24 protein-coding genes are annotated in these 24,043 nt (G+C 73.5%); 19 read left to right on the top strand and 5 right to left on the bottom strand.

Translation table 11 applies throughout. The annotated features are described in order from the left end of the window. The first annotated feature begins 263 nt into the window (after positions 1–263). The 9 genes from GPJ59_RS05240 (at position 264) to GPJ59_RS05200 (ending at position 8,296) form a co-directional block, all read left to right on the top strand. The gene (locus GPJ59_RS05240; protein WP_308120145.1) at positions 264–1,760 is read left to right on the top strand and encodes an AMP-binding protein; all 1,497 of its coding nucleotides are present in this window, start codon (positions 264–266) and stop codon (positions 1,758–1,760) included. Positions 1,761–1,863: 103 nt separating this feature from the next. Then, a complete protein-coding gene (locus GPJ59_RS05235; RefSeq protein WP_219665183.1) occupies positions 1,864–2,118 on the top strand; it encodes a phosphopantetheine-binding protein in 255 nt (84 codons plus the stop codon). An 89-nt stretch (positions 2,119–2,207) separates the two neighbouring features. Beyond that, complete coding sequence (locus GPJ59_RS05230) at positions 2,208–3,296, top strand: anthranilate phosphoribosyltransferase (protein ID WP_219665182.1); 1,089 nt, start codon at positions 2,208–2,210, stop codon at positions 3,294–3,296. Continuing rightward, complete coding sequence (gene trpA / locus GPJ59_RS05225) at positions 3,289–4,149, top strand: tryptophan synthase subunit alpha (RefSeq protein WP_219665181.1); 861 nt, start codon at positions 3,289–3,291, stop codon at positions 4,147–4,149. The genes GPJ59_RS05230 and trpA overlap by 8 nt, the downstream gene beginning before the upstream one ends. 73 nt (positions 4,150–4,222) lie before the next feature. Further along, the gene (locus GPJ59_RS05220; protein WP_219665180.1) at positions 4,223–4,597 is read left to right on the top strand and encodes an ectoine synthase; all 375 of its coding nucleotides are present in this window, start codon (positions 4,223–4,225) and stop codon (positions 4,595–4,597) included. 63 nt (positions 4,598–4,660) lie between these two features. After that, the gene (locus GPJ59_RS05215; protein ID WP_219665179.1) at positions 4,661–5,806 is read left to right on the top strand and encodes an acyl-CoA dehydrogenase family protein; all 1,146 of its coding nucleotides are present in this window, start codon (positions 4,661–4,663) and stop codon (positions 5,804–5,806) included. Then, complete coding sequence (locus GPJ59_RS05210; RefSeq protein WP_219665178.1) at positions 5,803–6,534, top strand: N-(5'-phosphoribosyl)anthranilate isomerase; 732 nt, start codon at positions 5,803–5,805, stop codon at positions 6,532–6,534. Before GPJ59_RS05215 ends, GPJ59_RS05210 begins: the two co-directional genes overlap by 4 nt. Further along, the gene (locus GPJ59_RS05205) at positions 6,531–7,325 is read left to right on the top strand and encodes an indole-3-glycerol-phosphate synthase (RefSeq protein WP_219665177.1); all 795 of its coding nucleotides are present in this window, start codon (positions 6,531–6,533) and stop codon (positions 7,323–7,325) included. Before GPJ59_RS05210 ends, GPJ59_RS05205 begins: the two co-directional genes overlap by 4 nt. Beyond that, complete coding sequence (locus GPJ59_RS05200; protein WP_219665176.1) at positions 7,322–8,296, top strand: alpha/beta hydrolase; 975 nt, start codon at positions 7,322–7,324, stop codon at positions 8,294–8,296. Before GPJ59_RS05205 ends, GPJ59_RS05200 begins: the two co-directional genes overlap by 4 nt. On the opposite strand, the gene GPJ59_RS37155 is transcribed toward GPJ59_RS05200, so the two are convergent. The 3 genes from GPJ59_RS37155 to GPJ59_RS05185 form a co-directional block, all read right to left on the bottom strand. Then, entirely contained in the window at positions 8,293–8,871 is a 579-nt protein-coding gene (locus GPJ59_RS37155) for a Uma2 family endonuclease (protein ID WP_308120147.1), read from the bottom strand. The genes GPJ59_RS05200 and GPJ59_RS37155 overlap by 4 nt on opposite strands. Positions 8,872–9,452: 581 nt before the next feature. After that, the gene (locus GPJ59_RS05190) at positions 9,453–11,057 is read right to left on the bottom strand and encodes an alpha/beta fold hydrolase (RefSeq protein ID WP_219665174.1); all 1,605 of its coding nucleotides are present in this window, start codon (positions 11,055–11,057) and stop codon (positions 9,453–9,455) included. Positions 11,058–11,328: 271 nt separating this feature from the next. Continuing rightward, positions 11,329–12,639, bottom strand: a complete 1,311-nt coding sequence (locus GPJ59_RS05185; protein ID WP_219665173.1) for an aminoglycoside phosphotransferase family protein — start codon at positions 12,637–12,639, stop codon at positions 11,329–11,331. Between the two features lie 367 nt (positions 12,640–13,006). On the opposite strand from GPJ59_RS05185, the gene GPJ59_RS05180 reads away from it, so the two are divergent. The 10 genes from GPJ59_RS05180 to GPJ59_RS05135 all read left to right on the top strand — a co-directional run bounded on the left by GPJ59_RS05180 (position 13,007) and on the right by GPJ59_RS05135 (position 22,386). Beyond that, positions 13,007–13,183, top strand: a complete 177-nt coding sequence (locus GPJ59_RS05180) for a hypothetical protein (protein WP_219665172.1) — start codon at positions 13,007–13,009, stop codon at positions 13,181–13,183. Between the two features lie 194 nt (positions 13,184–13,377). Beyond that, entirely contained in the window at positions 13,378–13,779 is a 402-nt protein-coding gene (locus GPJ59_RS05175) for a lasso peptide biosynthesis protein (RefSeq protein WP_219665171.1), read from the top strand. After that, the gene (locus tag GPJ59_RS05170; RefSeq protein WP_219665170.1) at positions 13,776–15,311 is read left to right on the top strand and encodes a hypothetical protein; all 1,536 of its coding nucleotides are present in this window, start codon (positions 13,776–13,778) and stop codon (positions 15,309–15,311) included. The genes GPJ59_RS05175 and GPJ59_RS05170 overlap by 4 nt, the downstream gene beginning before the upstream one ends. Next, positions 15,311–15,673, top strand: a complete 363-nt coding sequence (gene adfB, locus GPJ59_RS05165) for an actinodefensin-associated protein B (protein WP_219665169.1) — start codon at positions 15,311–15,313, stop codon at positions 15,671–15,673. The genes GPJ59_RS05170 and adfB overlap by 1 nt, the downstream gene beginning before the upstream one ends. A 2-nt stretch (positions 15,674–15,675) precedes the next feature. Further along, positions 15,676–16,557, top strand: coding sequence for a hypothetical protein (locus GPJ59_RS05160; RefSeq protein ID WP_219665168.1), 882 nt, complete (start codon positions 15,676–15,678; stop codon positions 16,555–16,557). After that, a complete protein-coding gene (locus GPJ59_RS38400; RefSeq protein ID WP_219665167.1) occupies positions 16,547–18,181 on the top strand; it encodes an alpha/beta hydrolase family protein in 1,635 nt (544 codons plus the stop codon). The genes GPJ59_RS05160 and GPJ59_RS38400 overlap by 11 nt, the downstream gene beginning before the upstream one ends. Next, on the top strand, positions 18,182–20,020 hold the full coding sequence (locus GPJ59_RS05150; protein WP_219665166.1) for an ABC transporter ATP-binding protein: 1,839 nt from the start codon (positions 18,182–18,184) through the stop codon (positions 20,018–20,020). A gap of 92 nt (positions 20,021–20,112) precedes the next feature. Beyond that, positions 20,113–20,490: a GntR family transcriptional regulator gene (locus GPJ59_RS05145; RefSeq protein ID WP_308120144.1), complete on the top strand. Its 378-nt coding sequence runs from the start codon at positions 20,113–20,115 to the stop codon at positions 20,488–20,490. A gap of 22 nt (positions 20,491–20,512) precedes the next feature. Continuing rightward, complete coding sequence (locus GPJ59_RS05140; protein WP_219665165.1) at positions 20,513–21,421, top strand: ABC transporter ATP-binding protein; 909 nt, start codon at positions 20,513–20,515, stop codon at positions 21,419–21,421. Further along, complete coding sequence (locus GPJ59_RS05135; protein ID WP_219665164.1) at positions 21,418–22,386, top strand: ABC transporter permease; 969 nt, start codon at positions 21,418–21,420, stop codon at positions 22,384–22,386. The genes GPJ59_RS05140 and GPJ59_RS05135 overlap by 4 nt, the downstream gene beginning before the upstream one ends. Before the next feature lie 242 nt (positions 22,387–22,628). Here GPJ59_RS05135 and GPJ59_RS38395 read toward each other — a convergent pair whose 3' ends face one another. Beyond that, positions 22,629–23,261, bottom strand: a complete 633-nt coding sequence (locus tag GPJ59_RS38395; RefSeq protein ID WP_219665163.1) for a DUF6875 domain-containing protein — start codon at positions 23,259–23,261, stop codon at positions 22,629–22,631. After that, positions 23,258–23,983, bottom strand: a complete 726-nt coding sequence (locus GPJ59_RS05125) for a hypothetical protein (protein ID WP_258023904.1) — start codon at positions 23,981–23,983, stop codon at positions 23,258–23,260. Before GPJ59_RS05125 ends, GPJ59_RS38395 begins: the two co-directional genes overlap by 4 nt. Positions 23,984–24,043 lie beyond the last annotated feature (60 nt).

Genomic DNA, 24,043 nt, shown 5'->3' with positions numbered 1-24,043 from the left:
CCGGGAACGTGTCCGGCTCCGCCGGGACTTCTTCGGGCTCCGCCCTCCCGGGGCTCCGCCCCGGACCCCGCGCCTCAAACGCCGGCGGGGCTGAAAGATCGGGGCTCCGCCCCGGACCCCGCGCCGCAAACGCCGGCGGGGCTGAAAGATCGGGGCTGCGGTCCGGTGCGGCCGCCGGTGGCAGCGGCGGGGCTGAAGGATCGGGGCTGCGGTCCGGTGTGGCCGCCGGTGGCAGCGGCGGTGTGGAGCCGTCGCTCGGCATCGTGGGTGGGTTCCTGACCCAGGTGCGCGACCGGCCGCACGCCGTGGCGCTGCTCTTCAACGGGGAGGAGACCACCTACCGCGAGCTGTACGAGCTCGCCGGGGAGGAGCGGGACCGGCTCGCCCGGCTGGAGCTCGACCCCGGGGAGCCGGTGGGCGTCCTGGCCGACAAATCGCCCGACGCCGTGGCGCTCGTACTGGCCTGCCTGCTGGCCCGGCGGCCGCTGCTGCTGCCGTCGCCGGCCCTCGCCGACACCCTGCTCGCCGACCTCTTCGCCCAGGCCGGATGCCGGTACGTGCTCGCCCCCGGCGGCGCACCGGGCCGGGTCGCGCCCAACCCGGACGTGGCCGCCCAGCCGCTGCCGGCCGACGAGGCCGCCGAGGTGGCGTTCATGCTCACCACCTCCGGATCGACCAGCCTGCCGAAGATCGTCCCGCTCGGGCGGGACGCCGTGGACCGGTTCGCCGCCTGGGCCGGGCCGGCGTTCGGGATCGGCCCCGACCGGACCGTCCTCAACTACGCCCCCCTCAACTTCGACCTCTGCCTCCTCGACGTCTGGACCACCCTGGCCCGCGGCGGGCGCGTGGTCCTGGTCGACCCGGCGCTCGCCGCCCACGGCCGGCACCTGCTCGACCTGGTCTCCCGCCACGACGTCCATGTCGTCCAGGCCGTGCCGATGGCCTTCGGACTGCTCCAGGACGCGGCCGCGAAGACCGGCGCGACCTTCCCCGGCGTCGACCACGTGATGTTCACCGGGGACGCCGTCCCCGACCGCACGTACGCCGTCCTGCCCACGCTCTTCCCCAAGGCCCGCATCCACAACATCTACGGCTGCACCGAGACCAACGACAGCTTCGTCCACGAGGTCGACACGTCCGCGACCAGCTTCCCGCCCGTTCCCATCGGGCGCCCGCTGCCCGGCGTCGAGGCCCTCGTCCTCGACCCGGACACCGGGGCCGTCGTGGACGGACCCGGCAGCGGCGAACTGTTCGTCTCCACGCCCTTCCAGACCCGGGGCTACCTCGACCGGACCCGCCACGCCGACAAGTTCACCGGGCACCCGCTCGGCCTGGACGACCGCCGCTGGTTCCGCACCGGCGACCTCGTACGGCGCGACGGGGCCGGCACCCTGCACCTGACCGGGCGCACCGACTTCCAGGTCAAGGTCCGCGGCGTCGCCGTCAACACCGCCGAGATCGAACGGGTCCTCCAGGAGCACCCCGACGTGCTGGAGGCCGGAGTGGCCGCCGTACCCGACCCGATCGCCGGCAAGAAGCTCGTCGCCGGCGTCCGCCGCGCCCCCGGCTCCGACCTGACCGTCCTGGCCCTGCGCGGGCACTGCGCCCGCCACCTGCCGCGGGCCGCCGTACCCACCCAGCTGACCCTCACCGAAGCACCGCTGCCGAAGACGGCCACCGGGAAGGTCGACCGCAAGGCGCTCGACCGGCTCGAACCGATCGCGCCGGCGGCCGTACCGGAGGCCGCGCCGGCCGCCTGACCGGCCGCCTGGCCGGCGGATCCACCCGTCGGCACGGGCGCAGCCCACGACAGCGCACCACCCCACGACCCGCGAACACGCCTCTCACCGAAGGAAGCCCGTCATGAGCAACGTCGACACCATCAAGACCTTCGTCATCGCCGAGTTCCTGCCCGGCACCTCCCCCGCCGAGCTCGCCGCCGACCACGACCTGCTCAACGACGGGGTCATCGACAGCCTGGGCGTCCTCAAGCTCATCGCCTGGGTCGAGGACCGCTTCGAGCTCGCCGTCGGCGACGCCGACCTCGACCCCAACAACTTCCGCAGCGTCGAGGCCATCGACACGTTCATCTCCGGTGCGCGCACGGCGGCCGCCTAGAACCACCCAGGCACCGCCCAGGCACCGCCCACGCACCACCCACGCACCGCCCCTACCGATCCGCACGAGGAGAGAGACGGAGAACGACCGTGCATGACGCACTCACCGGTCTGCTCCAGCAGCAGGCCCCGGTCGGGCGCGAGACCTGGCGGTCCTGGTGGGACCAGCTCGGCGCCGGCAGCCTCGACAAGGCCGAGGTCGTCGCCCTGCTGGCGTCCCTGACCAGCCGGCTCCCGGACCACGACACCCTGCGGCACCTGCTCGACTCGCTCGCCGAGCGCCGTACGCCGGCCGGGACGGGCGGGGCGGACGGGACGGCCGGGATCGACCGGACCACCTGGCAGGGCACCGTGAACGTCGTCGGCACCGGCGGCGGCCCGAAGACCTTCAACATCTCCACCGCCTCAGCCTTCGTCGCCGCCGCCACCGGGGTCAAGGTCGTCAAGACCGGCTCCCGCGCCTACACCAGTTCGCTGGGCTCCGTGGACCTGCTGGAGCGGCTCGGCGTCCGGCTCACCTCCTCCTACGCACAGACCGAGGACACCCTCGCCACCCACGGGATCGCCTTCGCCGGGCCCTTCGTCTACCCGGCGCAGCTGACCCGGCTGGCGCGGACCGTGGCCCCGATCGGTATGAAGCCCTTCGGCCGGTTCCTCAACGCCCTCGGGCCGTTCCTCGCGGACCTGCCGGTGACCGCCCAGGTCACCGGGGTCTCCGCGGCCGCGCCCCTGGACGTCCTGCGGGAGCTCGCCGCCTCGACCACGACCCGCCGGATCTGGCTCGTCTCCAACGACACCGGGGCCGACGAGCTGCTTCCCTTCGCCACCAACACCGTCCACGGGGAGCGCTCCCTGACCCGGATCGTCCGGCCGGGCGAACTCACCCCGGGCGACGGGTCCTTCGCCGACCTGCGGCCCGCCGCCGACCCGGCCGGAGCGGTCGAACACTTCCGCTCCGTGCTCGCCGGCACCGCGGGCGCCGTGGCCACCCGCACGGTCAGCCTGGGCGCCGCCGCCCTGGCGGTGGCCGCCGGCACCCGCCGGGACTGGCTGTCGGCGGTCGCCGAGGCCCAGGAGGCGATCCGCTCGGGCGCCGCCCTGGACCTGGCCGACCGGCTGGCGGCGGCGGGCCGCCCCGCCCCCGCCCGTACCCTCGTCCCGGCGGTGGCCCATGCCTAGGCCGGACACCGCCACCGCGACCACCGCCACCGCGACCACCACGACCGCCCCCGCCCCCTTCTTCCCCGCCCGCCGCCCCGGCGGCGTGCCGGGGCTGGCCCTCTTCCTCAACGCCGGGGACCCGCCGCTGCCGCAGCTGCGCGAGCTGGTCCTGATGCTGGACGAGGAGGGCGTGGCCTGCCTGGAACTGGCCGTCCCGTTCCCCGACTCCGTCACCGACGGGCCCGTCGTACGGCGCTCCGCGCGCCGGGCCCTGGACCGCGGCGGGGCCGGCCTGGACGACGTACTCGGCTTCGTCGCCGACGTACGGCCGCACCTGACCCGCACCCGGATCGCCCTGCTCGCCGACTGGAGGTACTCCCTGGGGCACCGGGACCTGACCGCCGCCACCCGCGACATCGCGGCCGCGGGGGCGGACGGACTGCTCGTCCACGCGCTGCCGCCGCGGCTGCGCGAGGAACACCTGGGTTCGGCCGCCGAGGCCGGGCTCCCGGTGGTCACCACCTGCTACGCCAACAGCCCCTACGAGACCCGCGCCGAGGCGGCCGCACACGCCTCCGCCTACCTCTACCTCGTCGCCCACTACGGACGCAGCGGGACCGCCCCGGCCGCCGGCCATGCCGCGCTGGCGCAGACGGTCACCGAGCTCCGGGCGCACACGACGTCCCCGATCGCCGTCGGCTTCGGGGTCAGCACACGGCAGCACGTGGAGGCCGTCGGCGCCGCCGGCGCCGACGCCGCGATCATCGGCTCCGCCGCCGTCGCCGCCGTGGCGGCGGCCCAGGAAGCGGGGCGCGACGTGACCGAGGCCTTCCGCGAGTTCGTCCGCTCGGTACGACCTGCACAGTCCTGACCTGCGCATCTCTCACCCGTACGGTCCTGCTCCGCCCAGCCACGCACCCCTCATCTCACACCAGGAGACTGTCATGATCGTTCGCGACATCGAGTCCGTGAAGACCGTCGAGTGGGGCAACGGCCTCAGCCGCCGCTTCCTCCTGGCCGAGGACGGCCTCGGCTACACCCTCACCGACACCGTCGTCGCGGCGGGTACCAAGTCCCGCCTGGAGTACGTCAACCACCTCGAGGCCTGCTACTGCATCGCCGGCTCCGGCGAGGTCATCGAGCTCGACGGCACCTCCCACGAGATCGTCCCGGGCCGGATGTACGCCCTCGACCAGCACGACGCCCACTTCCTCGTCGCCAGCCCGCACGAGGACCTGCGCCTGGTCTGCGTCTTCTCGCCGGCCCTGCGCGGGGACGAGGTCCACAACCTCGACGCCGCCCGCTCGTCCGCCTACTGACCGCCCGACGAGCAGCAGCCACGCATTGATCCGATCACCGACACCGACTCAAAGGGGTCCACCGTGATCCGTTGGAACGCCGACCAGGCAGATCTGCGCGAAGGCCTGGAGCGGTGGGGAGACGCACTCAGCGCAGACCACCTCGAACTCGACGAGCGCTCGGCCTTCCCGGAGGACAAGTGGAAGCTCGTCCAGAAGACCGGAATCCTGGCACTGCCCTTCGACGAGGAGTACGGAGGACTCGGGCAGTCGCTGCTCACCACGATGTACGTCCTGGAGGGACTCGGCGAGTACAACAGGGACGCGGGACTGAGCTTCTCGGTCACGACGTCCATGTGCTCGACCGGCATCCCGCTCCAGCAGTTCGGCACCGCGGAGCAGAAGGAGCGCTGGCTCCCGCTGATCTGCTCGGGCGAGGCGATCGGCGCGCACGCGATCACCGAGGCCGAGGGCGGGTCGGACGCGATGGCGATGACGACCCGGGCGGTCCGGGACGGCGACGACTTCGTCATCAACGGCAGCAAGGTCTTCGTCAGCAACGGGCCGGTCGCGGACGTGATCGTCGTCTACGCCCGGACCCACCCGGACGGCGGCCCGCTGGGAACGACGGCGTTCCTGGTGGACGGCACGACCCCGGGGCTGACCCGCGGCAAACCCATCAAGAAGATGGGCCTGCGGACCTCGCCGCTGAGCGAGCTCTTCCTCGACGACGTACGGGTGCCCAAGTCGGCGGTGCTCGGGCGGGTCGGGGGCGGCTTTCTGGTGCTGGACCACGTGATGAAGCGGGAGATCCTCTTCTCCTTCATCGTCAACGTGGGGGAGATGCAGCACCGGCTGGAGCGCTGTGTCGATTACGCGAGGACGCGTAAGTCGTTCGGAAAGGCGATCGGTTCGTACCAGACGATCGCCAACAAGATCGTCGACACGAAGATCCAGCTGGAGACCTCCCGCAAGTGGCTCTACGACACCGGGGAGAAGCTGGAGGCGGGCGAGAACGTCACCGTCGACCTCGCCATCTCCAAGCTCGTCACGAGCGAGAGCAACCTGGCCACCAGCCTCACCGCCGTCCAGATCTTCGGCGGGCACGGCTACATGGCCGAGTTCGGACTGGAGCAGGACGTGCGCAACGCCGTCGGCGGCACCATCTACTCCGGCACGAACGAGATCCAGTACAACCGCATCGCCTCGATGCTGGGGCTCGGTAAATGAGCTCCCGGACCCTGCTCAAGGTCTGCGGGGCCACCGCCCCGCAGGACATCGAGGCCGCGGCGGCCGCCGGGGCGGACTGCGTCGGGCTCTGGCACGGCGTACCCGGCGGCCCCTCGGAACTGGACCCGGACGGGCTCGCCGCCCTCGCGGCGGCGGCCCGTTCGACCGGGCTCCTGCCCGTCTGGGTCACCTTCCTCGCCGACCCCGCCGCGCTCGCGGCGACCGCCCGGCGCGCCGGGGTCAGCTGGATCCAGCTCCACGCCTACCAGCCGCCGGCCGTCGTACGGGCGCTGCGCGAGGCACTGCCGGCGTCGGTGGGCATCGTCAAGGTGCTGCATGTCGCGCCGGGCGGCGGCGGGTGCGTCGAACGCCCGCTGATCGGGGCCTACGCCCGGGCCGGCACGGACCTGTTCCTGCTGGACACCGCCACCGAGGACGGCCGGATCGGCAGCACCGGCCGCAGCCTGGACCAGGCCGACGTCATGGCCCTGCTGCCCCGCCTGACCCGGCCGTTCCTGCTGGCCGGCGGGCTGACCCCGGCCACCAGGCCGGCGTACGAGGAGGTCGTGCGCGACCCGGGCTTCCGCGGCATCGACGTGGACACGGCGGCCCGCGACCGCGTCACCGGCGGCTTCGGGACACCGGAGATCGCCGCCCTGGCCCGCGCGTGGCGCACGGGCGCCGAAGGCCGTCACCGGACCACCCGCGAGATGGAGCTGTCGTCATGACCACCCGTAACACGAGCACGCACGGCACGACCACGCACGGCACGAGCACGACCACGCGCAGCACGAGCCGTACGAGCCGTACGCGTACGAAGGTGTCCTTCCTGGACGCCCTGCTGGCCTCGCCGACACCGGTGGTGATGGAGGTGAAACGGCGCGACGCCCACGGCTACGACCTGCTGGGCGGCCGCACCCCGGCCGCGATCGTGGCCGCGTACGAGAGGGCGGGCGCGCCGTGCATCTCGGTGGTGACGGGCCGCTGGTTCGGCGGCTCGCCGGCGCTGCTGCGGGACGTCGCGGCGATGACCGACCTGCCGCTGCTCCAGAAGGACTTCATCACCCGCAAGGACCAGATCCGCACGGCGAAGGAGCTGGGCGCGTCAGCGGTGCTGCTGACGGCGGCGCTGCTGCCCGAGTCGAGCATGCGCACGCTGGTGACGGAGGCCCTGCTGGCGGGCCTGACCCCGTTCGTGGAGGTGACGACCGAGGCCGAGCTGGAGCTGGTCCCGCACGCCTCCCGGTGCGTGATCGCCGTCAACAACAAGGACATCAAGACGCGCGAGCGCGGCGCCGGGGACCTGGGCCGCAGCCTGGACCTGCTGCCGGCGGTCCGCGCGACGGGCACCCCCTGCCCGGTCAGCGCGAGCGGCATCGACGGCCCGGCCACCGCGGCGAACCTGCTGGACGCGGGCTTCGGCGGGCTGCTGGTGGGCACGTCGCTGCTACGGACGGGCTCGCCGGTGGCGTGGGTGGACGCGGTGGCGGCGGCGCGGAAGGGACTGGCACTGCGATGAGTGCACTGGATGAACTGGCCGCACCGGATGCACTGGACGCGCTCAGCGTGAGTGCGAGCGAGGGTGCGGCTGGGGCGGCTACGGCGGCTCCGGCGGTGGCCCGGGCCGGGGCCGGGGCCCCGGCGGCTACGGGGATCCGCCCGTACGAGATCGAAGCGGCGGGGATCACCCTGTCCGCCCTGCTGGCCGAGCCCGCGGGGGGCCCGGCCCGCTCGACGATCCTGGCGGTGCACGGCCGCGGCATGCGGGCGGCGTACTGGAACTTCTTCGTCCCGCTGGCCACCGCCCTCGGCCACACCGTGCTCGCCGTGGACCGCCCCGGCTACGGCGCTTCCGCGAACCTCCTGCCAGAGGGCCTGACCCTGGCCGAGCAGGCGGAGACGCTGCACGCGGCGCTCAAGGAGTACGCCCGTACCCACGACCTCGGCGCCGGCGTCTTCCTCCTCGGCCACTCGGACGGCGGCAAGGTCGCCCTCCACACGGCGGCCACGGACGGCGCGGTCCCCCTCCTCGGCCTGGACACCTCGGGCACGGGCTACCTCTACAACCCCGAGGCCCTGCACTTCCCCTCGACCCTGGGCGGCGGCGCCACCAAGCTCAACTGGGGCCCCCTGAACCTCTACCCCCGCGGCACCTTCCAGGCCAGCCGCGCCCTGCTCTCCCCGACCCCGCCCCGCGAATCGGCGGAAACGATCCACTGGCCCCGCCAGTTCGAAGCCCTGGCCCCCCGGGTCCGCATCCCGGTCCGCCTGACCTTCGCGGAGCACGAGCTGTGGTGGCAGCTGGACGGCCCCACGCTGACGGAGATGACGGCCCGCCTGACGGCGGCTCCTTCGGTGGCCGTCGACCACCTTCCCGCCGCGGGCCACAACATCACCCTGGGCCTGACGGGGCGGGCGTACCACCTGCGGGCGCTGGCCTTCCTGGAGGAATGCCTGCTGGGCGCGGGGCGCGCCAAGGGCTGGGTCTAGAGCTCGGATGTGTCGAGGTCGATGCCGAACGGGTCGGGCAGGGTGATGACGGTGCCGAAGGGGTGCGGACCGTCGGCTTTGCTGTAGCCGAGCTGGCCGGGTTCGGAGAACAGCGTCACGCTCCGCTCGATGCGGTCCACGAGGAGGTAGAGCGGGGCGCCGTACTCGGCGTATCGCTTGCGCTTGACGATCCGGTCGGTCTCGGCGTTGGACTCGGAGGTCACTTCCACGACGAGCAGGGTCTGGTCGGGGAGGAGGGCCCCGCTGTCCTTGGCCACGTCCTTCGGAACGACGGCGATATCGGGTACGTACCAGTTGGGGGAGCCGGGAAGGTCGAGGTTCCCAGAGCCGGTCATGCAATCAAGCTCTGCCGCACGAGGCTTGACCTGATCACGGATTCGCTCCGTAGCAGTCTCATGAGCCCAGGACGGTGACACTGTATCGATGACCCCCTCGATGATCTCCGTGCGATCACCCTTGATGTGCTGGATGGCGTACTTCAGGGCACGCTCGGGATCGGCCACCCGGCTGTAGTCGCCGAGACGGCCGTCCCCCTCGACCGGTGCAGTGCTCACGTTGCTGCGCTCCTCTCTTCTGCTCGCGAACGTACCTCGGTGCCGGAGTGTCGTCGTCGGCGGAGGAGCAATGATCACCCGAACGAGACCGTACAGCCGCCCCTCCTGGGCGGGTTCACCGGCGGCGGCCACAAGTTGCGCGGCGTCGCGCGTGGCGAGAACCGACCTGCCCACGCCGGGCGGATCGCTGATGACGGCCGACGGGCAGCGCTGTGCGGAGGCGAGCTTGCGATGGGCGGCCAGCCAGGGCTGCGGGTTCAGGCCGCAGGCCACGACCAGGGCCTCGGTGACGTGCTCCCGGGGAAGAGTGGGGCGGGCGAGCGCCGAGGCGGTGGTGGAACGCGGGAGCCGGCGGCCGGCGCGGGCGGCACGGGTCTCCAGCTGGCGGAAGGTGAGCCCGGCGTGTTCCTTGAGCAGCCGGAGCATGGTGTTGAACTCCCGGGCGGTTCGGGCAACACCGGGCTCCGGCGGAGGACAGGAGGTGGACGACGGTCGGTCGGCTGGCACATGTACTCCCAACGTGGTGCGTGTGGTGCGCTCGGTGCGCTTGGTGCGTGAAAACGGAACATATGGGGCGGGGTTCAGAAGCTTTCGGTGTCGGGCCGGCACTCGGCGCCGCCGGGCGGCGGATCGGCCCGGCCCAGCAGGTAGTCCGTGGTGATGGCGTCGGCGCAGCGGCTCAGGCCGAGTGCCGTGTGGCCGATCATGTCGACCGAGACCAGTCGTGCGCTGCCGAGCACGGTGGCCATGCGTTCGGCGAAGCGGTACCGGGTCGTCGGGTCGTAGCGATTGCCGATCACCAGCACGGGGCGGGGGGTGGGGCGGCTCCACGGCCCGGCATAGCGGTCGGCCTGCCACCAGCGCGCTGGCCAGGTGGCGCACGGAAGCGATTCGAAGGCGGCCATCCGCCCGAAGGTGGGCGACTGGCCTTCCCAGTGCGCGGCGAGGACGGGCCAGAGCGCGGGCGTCGGCGGATAGGGCTTGTCGAGGCAGTTGTACGCCGTCTCGGAGTCGTCGCGGCGGTACGGAGTGCCCGCCTGTACGGAGGCCTCCGCGGCCTCGATCACCCGGGCACCTTCCGACGCCTGCGCCGCAGGGGCGGCCGGCTCGGCGGCTACGGCCTGGTGCAGCTCGGCGAGGGTGCCGGCGAGTTCGGTGTGCCGGGAGGGAGTGGCGAGCGAGTCGGCAACCTTCGCCGTGAAGCGGCTCAGGGTCGTCGTCGTGCCGTCGGGAAGCGTCAGCGGTCCCGTACGCAGCCGGTCGCGGATCCGGTCGAACTTCTGCCGGGTATCGCTGCCGGCGAAGGGGCAGACGGCCGGGGCGGCAGCACAGCGCCGGAGGTACTCGGCCAGGGCGAGCTCCGTCCCGGCCGCGCGGCGGCGGTCGTACTCGAGCCCGTCGGACGAACGCAGGACCGGGTCGACGTTGCCGTCCAGGACCATGGACCCTACGCGGTCGGGGTAGAGGTTGGCGTAGGTCGCGCCGAGCAGGGTGCCGTAGGAGAAGCCGATGTAGCCGAGCCGCTCGTCGCCCGTCGAGCGGCGCAACTGATCGAGGTCGCGGGCGGCGTTGAGGGTCGTGGCATGCGGCAGAAGCGGGCCGGCATTGCGGGCGCAGGCATCGGTGTAGGCGGCGGTGGCGCGCAGCGTCCGCGCGATCTCGGAGTCTGCGACCGGGACGGGAACGCGGTCGGCGGCCCCGGCGGCGTAGTCCTCCTGGCTGAGGTAGCACTTGAGCGCGGCGCTGGTGTTGACCCCTCGGGGGTCGAAGCCGATCACATCGTGGCGGGCGAGCACCTCGGGGTCCAGGAAGCGTTCGGCGCGGTAGGCGGTGTGCAGGCCGGAGGTGCCGGGCCCGCCGGGGTTGACGAACAGCGTGCCGGTCCGGCGGGCCGGGTCGCTCGCCCGGCGGCGCAGCATGACGAGGGGGACGGTTCCTTCGGCGGGCCGTGCGTAGTCGCGCGGAACGTGGTGGACGGCGCAGTCGGCGACGGCAGGGTCGACGGGAATGCCGACGATCGCCCTGCACTCCTGCCACCGCACGGCGGTGGAGGGAGTGCCGCTCCCGTTCTCCCGGGGGGTGGCGGCGGCCGTCGGCTGGAGGAGCACCGCCGCGCACAGGCCGGCCGCGAACGCCGTGCGCAGGCGTCGGGGCGGCCTCGGGAGGCGGAGTGCTCGCGGGGGCATGAGGGCCAACGTTTCTCCTCGTGGACATGGGGCCGGTGGGCGGCCGCGGACACGCCGTCACAGCCGGCTGTACGGGGTGGGGCGGCGGACCCCCGTGCGTCAGGAGGCGCAGGAGAGCAAAGGGACGGATGCGAGGTCACAGAGGATGCGGACGTCGGGAACGGGCAGCAGAGGCGGGCAAGCGGGGGCGGAACACGCGGGCGGGGCAGGGCTCCTTGCGGCGCACGGCCGCGCAGGCAGGCCGCCGGGCCCGGCCCAGCGGCGGGGATCGTCAGACCGGGGCGCGCAGGAGCTCGCGCAGCTGGGCCTCCACCGTGCCCGCGTACGGACGTGCCCGCTCCGGCTCCAGCCCATGGAGTGCCGAGCGCCACAGCAGGGCGCGGCTGACGATTCCCGCCGTCGCCGCGAGCCGGGCGGCGCGCCGGAGCTGCCCGGCGCGGGCGTGGCGCGACCAGCCGCGCAGGTAAGCGTCGGTCACCCGGCGTACGGCGGCGTCGTCACCGGGGGCCGCCGACCGCAGATCGCGCAGGGCGACGTCGAGCGAGATGAAGGGATGGCCGATCACGCTTTCCGCCCAGTCGAACAGGAGCGGTGTGCCGTTCCGGAAGGTGTGGTTGCCGCGCCAGATGTCCTGGTGGACCAGGGAATCCGGGACGCCCAGATCCGCCAGTTCGGCACAGAGCCCGCGGAAGCGCGGCAGGATTTCGGCGAGCCGGCGATTTTCCTTGATGCCAAGTGAAGAAGTATTCGCGAGGAGTTCCGCAAAGAGTTCCGGCAGGCGCAGCGTCCGGTGATCCGGGCACCCGGCAGCACGTAATGCCGGTAAATCGCCGATGACCTCCCGCTGGATCCTGGCGAGCACAGGAACCATGGTGGCGCAGCCTTCGACGGCCTCGCCGACGGAATCCGTGCGCTGCACCCCACCGAAATCATCGGTCAGCATCCAGTGCCGTTCCGCGTCCACGGCCAGAACTCGGGGGATATTGGCCGGAAAGCGGTCCGAGAGCAGTCGCGTCACCTCGGCTTCGTGTCCGAACACCGGCGGCGACGCCTTGAAATACACCGCGCCGCCGCCCTGGACGGGTATCCGCAACTGGAACGACCAGGCGCGCAGGAACGGCTGCTCGGGAACGCCGGCAGCCGGCCGTCCGCAGCCGCGCAGCCGGTCGTCGGCCCAGGCGGCGGCCTCGGCGTACCACCCGGCGCGCGTCCACGGCGGACATGCCCTGGTCGCGGCCTGTGCCCTGTCACCGCCGTCGCTGTCGCCGGCGCGGTCCAGTACGGCCTCCAGGGCCTCGCGCTGGCCGGGCTCGGCCAGATCCGCGCCGCCCAGTCCTGCCGCCGTGACCCAGCGGCCTTCCCGCAGGGCGAGTGGGGCCGGGCCCGTGGTGGCGCGGTGGACCTCGTGGACGTAGTAACGCGGCGCACCGGAGGCCGTCTCCGACGTGCCGCGCCCCTCCAGGCAGTCGCGCGTGGTCACGAAGAGGCCGAACCGGTCGGCTATCTCGGCGTGCACGGCCTGCGGGCCGGGGTGACGCCAGCGGGGCAGGGACCAGCCGTCGGGCGAGGGCAGCAGGAGCACCTCGGTCTCGCTGCCCCGTCGCCGGCCGATGATTCCGAACAACTCCACCCTGGCCTTCAGCATGCGTACGCCACACCCCCGTGCGAGCGAGAAAGCGAAGTCCTCCTCCGCAAATGGGGCACGTTAGTGTGACCGAACGGGGTCAGTCAATGAAGTTGACAAGGTGTCCGGATAACGCCGCTGCTTTGGCCGGACTTGACCTGAGCCTGATCGCGCCTGTCCCGTTCTGTCCCGGACAGGATTTTCGGTATCGCGCTCTTCCGTGACGTATCGTGCGATGGCTAGCGTCCCCACGTCGGAAATCCGTGCTGCGCCCGTCCTTTTGGGCCACAGCACCATTCTCATCGGAAAGGGGAACACTGTGCCGGTGACATCGGTGGTTTCGCAGCTCGCCAGCAACGGCTTGCAGCAGCACCTCTACTCGGAGCCCACGGCGGTCGCCGAGGAATGCCGGATGGCGGGATACAGCTGCTGGTGGGACTCGGACTGCTGCAACGAATCGGTGAGTCTCATCTGCGAGTGGTGGACCTGCCGCTACGCGTAGGCGTCCCCGCCCCGCCGCGCATCCTCCGGTCCCCGAACCGGTCCCCGGAGCGGGCGGCGGCGCCGTGACATGAACGAAAGCGGAATCCGCCGGACGGTCGCCCGGTCGCCCGGATGCGGCGGTCCGGCGGACTCCGCTGCGTACGATCCCGCCCCCAGGTCCCGAGGGGGCGCGAAAGCCGAGGTCGGAGACGCATGGTGACAGGACTGTTCGCAGTGCCGCGGGCTGCACGCGAAGCCGCCGCCTTCCTGGCGGCGGCGCGCGCCGGACGCGGCCTGTACGAGATCGACCACTGGCCGGCCAGGCGCGGAGACCTGGGGACCGGACCGCGAGCCGTGGGCCGGGCCGTCGCGCGGCTGCGCATCGCCCAGCGTCTCACCGTCGGTTTTCTCGACCCCGTCGAGGACGCCGTCTACCTCACCGCGGGCCTGCGCGGCATCGGCCTGCCCGCCAGCTTCCACCTCGGCCGCGAGATCGCGCCCGCGTCTCCTCCCGCGGGGTTCTACGCCTGGGTCGAGTGCGGCGGACGTGTCGTCAGCACCTCCCTGCCCGTCCGGGAGGAGTACGTCGAGGTCCACCGGTCGGGGGCCGCATGAGCACCTCCGCACCCGCACCCGCACCCGCCGTGGTCGAGATGTCCCGCGGTGTACCGCGCTGCTCGGCACCGGACGCGACCGCGGCCGCCCTGGGCATCCTGATCGAACGCCACGACCAACGCCTGGAACTGCGCAGGACCCGGCCGGACGAACGCCCCGTCTACTTCCGGGCGCGCCCCGGACGCCTCGAATGGGGCGCGGACCTCACCGCCTTCCTGCCACCCGGCGCACGTCCGGAGCCCGAACCCGGTGCACTCCTCGCCCTGCTGCACGGGCAGGCCGCACCCCCCGACGCGACCCCCCTGCCCGGCGTCCGCAGGCTGACCATGGGAACCCGGATCCGGGTGGACGCACAGGGGATCACCGTCACCCGGGAGCGGTCCGAACTCCCGCCCCCCGAGGGCGATCTGGCGCACGCGGTGACCCGGTCGCTGGAGCGCGCGGCGGACGGCGGGGCCTACGCCCTCGCGTACAGCGGCGGGCTCGCCTCCGGCTACCTCGCCGTCCTCGCCGAGGCCGCCGGTCATCGCGCCCACCTCGTGCACGCCGACCTCGTGCCGGCCGGAGACTGGCACCCGCCGGCGTCCGTACCGGGCGGGGAGCCCCGGCGTATCGCGCTCGACCTGCACGGCATGCTCGACCACCACACCGTCCACGGCGGGGAACTCCTCCCGCCCCTCCCGGACTTCGAGGCCCCGGTGCGCCTGCACGCAGCCCTCGCCGACGCCACCGGACTGCCAGTGGTCTCCGGCGCGCTGCTGGAGTCACTCATCTCGGTCAGGCTGCCGGACGTACCGCGTGGCGCCAGGGCCTGGCGGTTGCTGGGCTGCGAGCCCTTCCACATCTCCGGGACCCTGCGCACCCTCGGCGAGGCACGCGAACTGCTCGACAACCGCGTCGTGTACACACCCGGCCGGCGCGGCGCCGGTTCCGGCGATGACGCACGGAGCGGAAGCGGCCCCGACACCCAGCAGCTCGGTGCGCCGCCGCCACCGTCACCGACCGGGGGAAGCCGGCTTCCCTGGCTCACCGACGAAGGCCGCCAGGCCTACGAGACCGCCCACCGCGGGTCGATGGCGGTCTGGCAGGACCACCTGGACGCCGAGGAACCGGTGGTCGGCCGACTGGTGGGCGGACTCGCGGAGCGGGGCACGGCCGGAGCCCTGCTGCCCGCGACCGACATCGGCGTACTCGCCGCCGCGGCCGCGCTGGCCCCGCGCCGGCTCGGCCGGATCCGCCGCGGCTGCTTCGAGAACCACCTTCCGCTGCGTCGTGCGGTCACCGCCGCGGGTGTCACAGGGTTGCGGGCGGGCGCTCCGGGGCACTGGCTGCGGCTGGGCGCCGCGGCGTACCTGCACCGGGAGCGCAGGAAGATCGTGTCCGAACTCGAACGCCACTGCGCCCTCGGCGACCTGGGGCTGCTGGAGCCGCGGCTGGTCACGGCCAGCCTGCGCGACGGCCGGTCCCTTGCCGGCCAGGCCCTGCCCCTGCTGCGCCTCGTCTGGCTGGACCGCTGGCTGAGGGAGCGCTGATGAGCACTCCTTCCGCGACCCCGCCGCCGGTGCCGCCCGCCGCCGGACCGCCCGCCGCGCCACCGTTACCCCGAACGCCGCCCCTCGCGCCGGCCGGCCTGCCGCAGGCTCCGCTCCTGCCTCCGCCCGGGACGCCCCTGCGGCTCGGACCGGCCGTCACGCTGACGCCGCTGCCGTTCGGCGGCGCGGTCCTCGCGCACGGGCGCACGCTCGCGGTCGCCGAGTACGGCGAACGCGACGCGGAGGTCCTCGCCCGCCTGCTCGGTGTGGGCGTCCCACCGCCCGAGGCCGGCGCGCCCGTGGCCCGCTTCACCGCCCAGCTGATCGCCGCAGGCTGGCTCGTACCGGAACGGAGTGCCTGACCATGTCATCAGCCCTGTCGTCGGCCCTGTCAGACCTGTCGGCATTGTCGGCCACGGCCGCGCCCGGGGACGGCGCGCTCCTCGGCGTCCGGCCGGCGGACCTCGCTCTCGCCCTCGTCGCCGGGCCGCTCGCCGTGGCGGGCGCGGCCAAACTGGTCACCGCCCCGGAGAAGCTGTCCTGGCCCCTCCGGTCCGGCCTCCTGGCCGCGCCCGCCGGCCCCCGGCTGGTCGGTACGGCCGAACTCGCCTCGACCGCTGCCGTGGTGCTGCTGCCCGTCCGCTGGGGGGCGGCCGTCGCATGCCTCGCGTACGCCGTGCTCACCGTCGTCGCCGCCCGGACCCGGGGACAGAAGTGCGCCTGCTTCGGGCTGGCCCGGCTCGCCGCCGTGGGCCGGGCCCACATCGGCCTGAACGCCGCCGCCGCGCTCCTCGCGGGGGCCGTTCTCGCCCTGTCCGACGCGGACGCCCGCCCGCTCCCGCGCGCAGCGGCCACCGCCGCGACCGCTGCCCTCACCCTCGCCGCCCTCCTGACGGCCGACCGGCGCCGTGCGCGTGCCGCCTCCACGGCCCCGCCGTGCACGGCACAGGTCCGCTCGGTACGGCTCTACGTCGCCGACGACTGTCCCTCGTGCCGCTCGCTCAAGCACCTCCTGTCCACGGGCGAACCGGAGCGGCTGGCTGCCGTCACCATGGTCACGGTGGCGAAGGAGGCCGAGCTGCCCGGCGCCCTGCACGGCCTCGGCGTGCCGTGCGCGACCGGCCTCGACGCCTCGGGCACACCCGTGTGCGCTCCGGCCTCCGGCATCGGAGCCGTCAAGGCCCTCATCGACGGCATCACCCTCGCCTCCGTCCCCGCGGTCCCGGCGGACCACCGTGCCGGCTGAGCTGTACGGCGTCTGGCGGCGCCAGGACACCGGCCCGGACGGGCGGACGTGGGCCGAGCTGACCTTCCCCGCCCATCCCCCCGTCGCCGAACGGCACCCCTCGCCCGTCCACTGGCGCTCGCTCGTGCTCGATCCCGCGCTCGCCGGGACGGAGCCGGGCCGGGCCCGGCCGCTGCGGATCGCACTCCACACCGCGCAGCGCCCGGACGACGGCTGGGAGCTGCCCGTCACCGATGTGCTGCCGACCCCGCTCGCCTGGCATCCGCGCCGGCCCCTGGTGGCCGGACTCTCGGTGCACGAGGACAGGTCCGCCCGTCCGTGGATCGCGGACCTGACCGCGCGGACGGTACGCCACTACCCGGACGTGCGGGCAGCCACCAGCCTCACCGGGCCCGGCCGCCCGCCGCTCGCCTGGCTCACCGACGGACGGCTCGCACTGCTCACCCCGGACGCCTCCCGCCCGGCTCCTGCGGACCGGCCCCGATGGCGGGCGGCGGTGTACGAGGCGACAGGCCCGGGGTTCGTCAGCTTCCAGCCCGGGCCCGAGGAGCTCGAACGCGTGGCGGCCGTCCGGCCGGCGACACTCGAACCCGGGTACGGGGCCGTGGAGTTGCTCGGACCGCTGCTGCTGGTCCGGGCGCTGGACGCCGCGCCGGACGGCTCCCTGGCCATCGGACACGCCCATCCATCGGGCGTCGGCCCGGACGAACACGGTCTGCGCTGGGCCACGTCACGGCTGCACCCGTCCGCCCCCGGCCGGCTGGTCCCCGTACCGGTACCGCTGCCGGACGCGCCGCCGCCGTCCGCACGCCCGGTACCGTCGTCCGTACGGTCCGCTCGGCGTGACCGGCGTTCCGCGGCGCGGGGTGCGTCCGCCCCGCCGCCGGGCGGGGCGCGGCCTGCCGTCCCGCCTCCTCCCGATGCGCCGGCCGCCGTCCACTCCATCCCGACCGGCTTCGCCGAGGCCCGGCTCACCGTCCTGCCGGGCAGGGCCGCGGGCGGTCCCGCCCTGTTGTGGATCAGGGCACTGCGCAGCGGCGAAGCCGCCCCGGGACGGCCGCCGCACTTCCTCGCAGCGGCCTCCCACCGCGCCGCCGTGCTCGACCTGCCCTTGCACTGGCCGGACGATGCCACACCAGCCCTGCTGAACGGCCAGATCACCGCCGCCCTGTCCACCGCCCTCCGGCTCCTGCGCCCCGGCACCGTTGCCGTCGGCGGCCACAGCTTCGGCGCGACCCTCGCCCTCTACGCCCTGGCGCAGCTCCCGGAGCCGGCCGGGGCCGTGGCCCACAGCGGCTGCTACAACCGCACCTCCACGCCGACCGGATTCCACTACGAGCGGCGGACGCTGTGGCAGGCGCCGGATGTCTACCGGGCCTTCAGCGCCCTGCAGTTCGCGGACCGGCTGGACCGCCCCGTGCTCGTCGTCCACGGCGCCGACGACGCCAACCCGGCCACCACCCCCGAGCAGGCCGTCGAGCTGTACCGGGCCGTGGTCGCCACCGGAGGAACCGCCCGGCTGGTCCTGCTCCCCCAGGAGGGACACACCTTCCGCTCCCACGAGGCCCTTGAGGCCGTGGCCGGGGAACACCAGGCCTGGCTGGAGAAGCTGGAGACACACTGAATGCCCCGTACCCGCGACCGCAGCGCCGGCGCGCGCCTCCGGGAGCCGGTGGGCTGCGCGCTGTTCGCCGTACGGCTCGCCTGGCGGGCCGACCGCCGCTGCCTGCTCCAGCTCCTCATCGCCCAACTGACCGCCTCGCTGGGCCTGGTGGCGGTCCTGCTGCTCATCCGGTACGCCCTCGGCGGGGCCGTTGCCCCGGGCGGCCGGGCGGCCCCGGCCGCACCCAGCCAGTGGCTGATCGCCGTCATCGCGGGACTGGTGGTGCTGGGCTCGGGGGCGGGCATCCTGCGCGCCGTCGCGGGCGCGCGGCAACGGGTGCTCGCCGTCAAGGTCGACCGGTTTGCCCTCGGCCTGGTCCTGCGGGCCGCGGGCCGGGTGGAGCTCCCGGAGTTCGAGGACCCGGCGTTCCATGACCGGTTGCAGCGGGCGGTCTTCGCCTCGCGCGCCCAGCCCGCGATGGTCGTCACGGCACTGGCTGCCGGTCTCCAGGCCGTCCTGACCGTCGCGGCGGTCACGGCCGTCCTCGCCGTCCTGGTCTGGTGGCTGCTGCCGTTCGTCCTCCTCGCGGTCCTGCCCACGCTCAAGACCGCCCGTGACGAGCGCGGCGCGGGGTACGACCTGCACCGGACCCTGTCGGAGAACCGCCGGTCGCGGCAGTACCTGGAGCAGCTGCTGACCGGCCGGGACGAGGCGAAGGAGATTCGCGCGCTGGACCTGGCCGGGACGCTGCGCCGCCGCTGGGCCGACCGGTACGGCCAGGAGATCACCCAGGTCGAGGCCATGCACGCGGTCCACGTACGCCGCAAGATCGCGGCCCGGCTGGCGGGCGACCTGACGACCGGTGCGGTGATCGGGGCGATGTGGTGGCTGGTGGCGGCCGGGCGCGTCGAACTGTCCACCGCGCTGGCGGCGCTCGCCGGCCTGTGGCAGCTGTCCCTGCGGGCCCAGATGATCGGTGCCCTGCTGAACGGCCTCGGCGAGGCCGTCCTGTACATGAAGGACCTCCAGGACTTCGCCGCCGCGGCCGGACCGGACACCGGCGAACCCGCGCGGCCGGCACAGGAGTTCACCTCGCTGCGCGCCGAGTCCCTCGCCTTCGCCTACCCGGGGTCCACGACCCGCGCCCTGGAGGACGTCAGCGTCGAGATACGGGCCGGGGAGATCGTCGCCCTGGTGGGTGCCAACGGTTCGGGCAAGACCACCCTGGCCAAGATCCTGGCCGGCCTCTACCGCCCGGACGGCGGACGCCTGCTGTACGGAGAGGACGGCAGCGGCGCCGGGGCCCACGGCGACGCCGACCCCGAGCGGCTGCGCGCCGCGACCTCCGTCGTGTTCCAGGACTTCGTTCGGTACAAGCTGACGGCCTCCGACAACATCACCCTCGGCCGCCCGGAGACCCCGCCCGATCGGGACCGGGCGGTCCTGGCCGCGGAACGGGCCGGCGCGCACGCCTTCCTGGACCGGCTGCCCGAGGGCTACGACACCGTGCTGGGCAAGGAGTTCACCGGTGGCGCCGAGCTCTCCCTCGGCCAGTGGCAGCGCCTCGCCCTCGCCAGGGCCTTCTACCGGGATGCGCCGCTGGTCATCCTCGACGAGCCCACGGCTTCCCTGGACCCGCAGGCCGAGGCCGATCTCTTCGGCCGGATCCGCGACCTCTTCGCCGACCGCACGGTCCTGCTGATCTCGCACCGCTTCGCCAATGTGCGCGAGGCCGACCGGATCTACGTACTCGACGCGGGCCGCGTCGTCGAGCGGGGCAGCCACGAGGTGCTGATGGCCCGGAACGGCACGTACGCCCGTCTGTTCCGCCTCCAGGCGCAGGCGTACCAGCAGGCATAGAGCCTGGGCACCGCGCGGTGCCGATGTGCTTGACACCCCGGACGGGACGGGATCATCATGCTTTCACTAACTGATTAGTGAAAGGGTGTTGAGTGATCGAGTTCCGGATCGACCGCCGTTCCGGAGTGGCCACCTACTTGCAACTCGTGCAGCAGGTGAAGCACGCGCTGCGGCTCGGCATGCTGGAAGTGGGCGACCGGCTCCCCACGGCCAAGGAAGTGGTGGCCGCGACAGCGGTGAATCCGAACACGGTGCTCAAGGCCTACCGGGAACTCGAGCGTGAGGGACTGGTCGAGCCACGGCCCGGCCTCGGCACCTTCGTCCGGCGCTCCCTGGCCAGCGCGGCCGCCGGGCCCGACTCGCGGCTGCGCCGCGAGCTGGAGGCGTGGACGAGCGCCGCCCAGGCGGAGGGGCTGACCCGCGAGGACGTCGAAGCGCTGGTCAAGGCCGTCATCGACGCTCAGTACTGAAGACAAGAAGGAGCGTGACGGGTTGAGTACGACCGATGGCGTCGCAGCACTGGCGGCTGAGGGCCTGGGCAAGCGCTACAAGCGGGGTTGGGCACTGCAGAACTGCACCTTCGAGTTGCCGCGCGGACGGGTGTCCGCGCTGGTCGGGCCCAACGGAGCAGGCAAGAGCACGCTCATGGCGCTGGCCACCGGCCTGCTGACCCCCACCGCCGGGGCGATCCGCGTGCTGGGCGACAGCCCTGTCAGCAGCGGGACCCACCCGCGCTTGGCCTTCCTCGCCCAGGACAAACCGCTCTACCGCGGGTTCACGGTGGAGGAGATGTTACGAGCGGGCAGCGCCCTGAACCAGGAATGGGACCACACCTACGCACGCGGCCTGGTCGAGTCGGCAGGAGTTCCCTTCCACGCCAGGATCTCCACCCTCTCGGGCGGCCAGCGCACCCGCGTCGCCCTGGCGATGGCCCTCGGGCGGCGGCCCGAACTGATCGTGCTGGACGAGCCGTTGGCCGACCTGGACCCACTTGCCCGGGAGGAGGTGATGCAGGCCCTGATGGCGGAGGTCGCCGAGACCGGCATGACCGTACTGCTCTCCTCGCACGTCCTCGCCGACCTGGAGGGCATCTGCGACCACCTGCTCCTGCTGGCCGGCGGCCGGGTGCGGCTGGCCGGGGACGTCGAGGACCTTCTCGCCGGCCACCGGCTGATGATCGGGCCGAGCCAGGGCGCGGAGAGCCGCTTCCCGGACGAGATCGTCGTGGAGTCCCGCAGCACCCAGCGCCAGGCCACCGTGCTCGTACGAGGTCACGCACCGGCGGTGATGCCCGGCTGGGAGGCACACGAACCCACCTTGGAGGAACTCGCGATGGCCCATCTGAGGTCCGCCCGCCCGGCAGCCGGCCAGGGCGCGACGGCGGAGGTGGCCGCCGCATGATCTGGGTCGCCTGGCGCCAGCAGCGCCTCCAGTTCCTCGTCAGCGCCCTGCTGATCGCGGCGGTCGGCGCCGTGATGGTCTTCTACCGGTTCGACGCCGTCTCCTTCATGGAGGACCGGGGCATTGCCGGCTGCCTCCGCATCGGCTCCGACCCCTGCACGAGCAGTGCCATGGCCGCGCTGAGCTCCGAGTACAAGACGTACGTCTCCTTCCTCCCCATGGTGCTGCTCTGCCTGCCCGTCCTCCTGGGGATGTTCGCGGGAGCGCCGCTCTTCGCCCGCGAGTTCGAACAGGGCACGCACGTCTTCGGGCTCACCCAGTCCGTCGGCCGGCGCCGGTGGTGGGCCACGAAGCTCCTGGTCGGCGGCGGCCCGGTGGCGGTCCTCATGCTGTTCCTCGGCGTGATCGGGGTCTGGGCGCTGAAGCCGCTGAACCATGTGACACGCGGCCCCCTGCTGACCCCCGGATTCGAGACCCAGGGCCTGGTGCTGGGCGCGTACACGGTGCTCGCCTTCGCCATCGGGGTGGCGGCCGGCATGCTCTTCCGCAACACCCTCGCCGCCATGGCGATCACCCTGGGCCTCTACCTCGTCGTCCTCCTGGCCCTCGGCGGGGGCCTGCGCCCGCACTACTTCTCCCCCGAGCGGACCACCGGCACGGTGGCCCAGAGCACGGGCGAGAGCGAGCGCGGCGGGAAGAGCTGGATCCCCGACGACGCCTGGCGGGTCGGCTCCGCGTACTACGACGACGAGGGCCGGAAGGTCTCCTTCAACCCCTCGGGCTGCGACGGCACGGAGAGCATCCAGAGCTGCCTGACCAAGCAGGGGGTGAGGCAGCAGGCGGCGGAGTACTACCCGGCCACCCGCTTCTGGGCCTTCCAGACCGCCGAGAGCACGGCCTTCCTGACCGTCGCGGCAGCCCTCCTGGCCCTCAGCGCCTGGTCCCTGCGCCGCCGGGTCCTCTGATTGCAGGCCGACCCTGGCGTAGCCGAGCTCGCCGGGTTCGGAGAACAGGGTGACCCTGCCTTCCTGGCGGTCGGCCAGGAGGCAGAGCGGGGCGCCGTACCCGGTGTACCGCTCGCGCAACGGGCGCGATGCGCGGCCGCCCCCTGCGGGGTGGGTTCGCAGGGGGCGGCGGGCGGGTGGCAGGGGTGGGGTGGGTGGCGCAGGGGTGGGGTGGGTGTCGTCAGGCCACCACCCGGTCGCCGTCAGGCCACCACCCGGTCGACCAGTTGGTCGCGGATGCGGGTCGGGATCTCCGGGGCGAAGCGCTGGAGGTAGTGGTCCATGTGGGCGTCGTCGCCCACCAGGAACGGGAGGTCGAAGACCAGGAGCTTGCGCACCGCCAGGAGCGGGATCGGGGAGCGCAGGGGGCGGAAGGACTCGTTGTAGAGGCCGGGCTCCTCGCAGACCGGGTGGAACTGGCCGATCATCAGCCCCTCCGCCACGAACTCGTCCTTCGCCTTGCGCTGGAGCTCGTCCAGTTCGACGGAGTCGGTCGGGTCGAAGTCCGGCAGGACGAGGAGGATCGTGAGGAGTTCGCGGTCCTCCGGGGAGAGCGGGGCCGACAGCTTGGCGTGCCGGGTGCGCAGCGAGTCGACCGCCGAGGACAGGTCCTCGCAGTCGGGCGACGGCAGCGCCAGGTGGAACAGGTCCTTGCGCAACGACGGCTGCGTGTACGGGCACACGGGCCCGGTGCGGCCCAGCTCGGGGTGGCTGGAGACCAGGAAGTCCCGGCTCCACAGGAGGACGGGCTGCAGCGGGGCGGCGTACGGCGCCGGCACCTCGCCCCGCGCCACCTCGCCCGCGGACCAGGACATGATCAGGTCGTCGCCCCTCATCGGGGGTCCCTCCACATCGGTCGCAGGGCCGGCCCGTCGTCGGGCAGGACGATGTCCGGGCCGAGGCGGGCGAAACCGGCGCGCAGCAGGGCGGCTTCACCGCCCGGCGAGCTGGCTTCGGAGTACGTGGCGACCCCCTCGCGGTCGGCACGGTCGAGCAGCCCGGCGAGCAGGCCGGACATCACGCCGCTCTGCCGGCGGCCGGCGCGTACGGCGCCGAACGAGACGGTGTAGTGCGGGGGCCCGGCCGGGTGGCGGGCGGCCTGGAGCGCGGCGATGGTGCGCATGGCGGGCGCGTACGGGCCGAGCGCGGCGTCGAGGGCCGCCTCCAGCGCGGCCTCGTCGGGCCGGGCGTCCGGCGGCAGGTGCAGCATGACGGCGTCGCCGTCCGGCGTGGTGACCACGCCGTCATGGGCCCCGGAGAGGTCGAGGAACACCCGGAAGAACCCTGGCAGCAGCTCGGCGCGCCGCCGGTCGTCGGGGATCATCCAGCGGGTCAGGGCGTCCTGCTGGAACGCGGCGGCGAGCAGTTCGCCGAGGTGGGCGATCCGGGCCGCGGGGAGGGATGCGGGGAGGGATTCCGCCCGGGGCGCGGTCGGGGGCGCGGTCGGGGGCGCAGGCGCGGGCGCGGGCGCGGGCGCGGGCGGGGGCGGGGACGGACGGGGGGTCGCCGGAGACGAGGGGGCCTCCGGGTAGGGGTGGGGTCTGGCTCTTAGACACATCTCCGTGCCCACGTGACCGTGGCCACTGTCGGCTGCCGTCTTGTGCTTGACAACAACACA

The sequence above is a fragment of the Streptomyces bambusae genome (assembly GCF_019400985.1).
Classification (GTDB): domain Bacteria; phylum Actinomycetota; class Actinomycetes; order Streptomycetales; family Streptomycetaceae; genus Streptomyces; species Streptomyces bambusae_A.
The sequence above is the reverse complement of the archived record's forward strand: the minus strand, read 5'-3'. Positions and strand labels throughout refer to the sequence as shown.

Coding starts and splice junctions, on each gene's coding strand:
- trpA (WP_219665181.1), top strand. CDS start 3,289: ATGCCTAGGCCGGACACCGCCACCGCGACCACCGCCACCGCGACCACC.
- GPJ59_RS05135 (WP_219665164.1), top strand. CDS start 21,418: ATGATCTGGGTCGCCTGGCGCCAGCAGCGCCTCCAGTTCCTCGTCAGC.
- adfB (WP_219665169.1), top strand. CDS start 15,311: ATGAGCACTCCTTCCGCGACCCCGCCGCCGGTGCCGCCCGCCGCCGGA.
- GPJ59_RS05210 (WP_219665178.1), top strand. CDS start 5,803: ATGAGCTCCCGGACCCTGCTCAAGGTCTGCGGGGCCACCGCCCCGCAG.
- GPJ59_RS05205 (WP_219665177.1), top strand. CDS start 6,531: ATGACCACCCGTAACACGAGCACGCACGGCACGACCACGCACGGCACG.
- GPJ59_RS38395 (WP_219665163.1), bottom strand. CDS start 23,261: ATGAGGGGCGACGACCTGATCATGTCCTGGTCCGCGGGCGAGGTGGCG.
- GPJ59_RS05125 (WP_258023904.1), bottom strand. CDS start 23,983: ATGTGTCTAAGAGCCAGACCCCACCCCTACCCGGAGGCCCCCTCGTCT.
- GPJ59_RS05175 (WP_219665171.1), top strand. CDS start 13,378: ATGGTGACAGGACTGTTCGCAGTGCCGCGGGCTGCACGCGAAGCCGCC.
- GPJ59_RS05150 (WP_219665166.1), top strand. CDS start 18,182: ATGCCCCGTACCCGCGACCGCAGCGCCGGCGCGCGCCTCCGGGAGCCG.
- GPJ59_RS05200 (WP_219665176.1), top strand. CDS start 7,322: ATGAGTGCACTGGATGAACTGGCCGCACCGGATGCACTGGACGCGCTC.
- GPJ59_RS05190 (WP_219665174.1), bottom strand. CDS start 11,057: ATGCCCCCGCGAGCACTCCGCCTCCCGAGGCCGCCCCGACGCCTGCGC.
- GPJ59_RS05160 (WP_219665168.1), top strand. CDS start 15,676: ATGTCATCAGCCCTGTCGTCGGCCCTGTCAGACCTGTCGGCATTGTCG.
- GPJ59_RS05170 (WP_219665170.1), top strand. CDS start 13,776: ATGAGCACCTCCGCACCCGCACCCGCACCCGCCGTGGTCGAGATGTCC.
- GPJ59_RS05220 (WP_219665180.1), top strand. CDS start 4,223: ATGATCGTTCGCGACATCGAGTCCGTGAAGACCGTCGAGTGGGGCAAC.
- GPJ59_RS05235 (WP_219665183.1), top strand. CDS start 1,864: ATGAGCAACGTCGACACCATCAAGACCTTCGTCATCGCCGAGTTCCTG.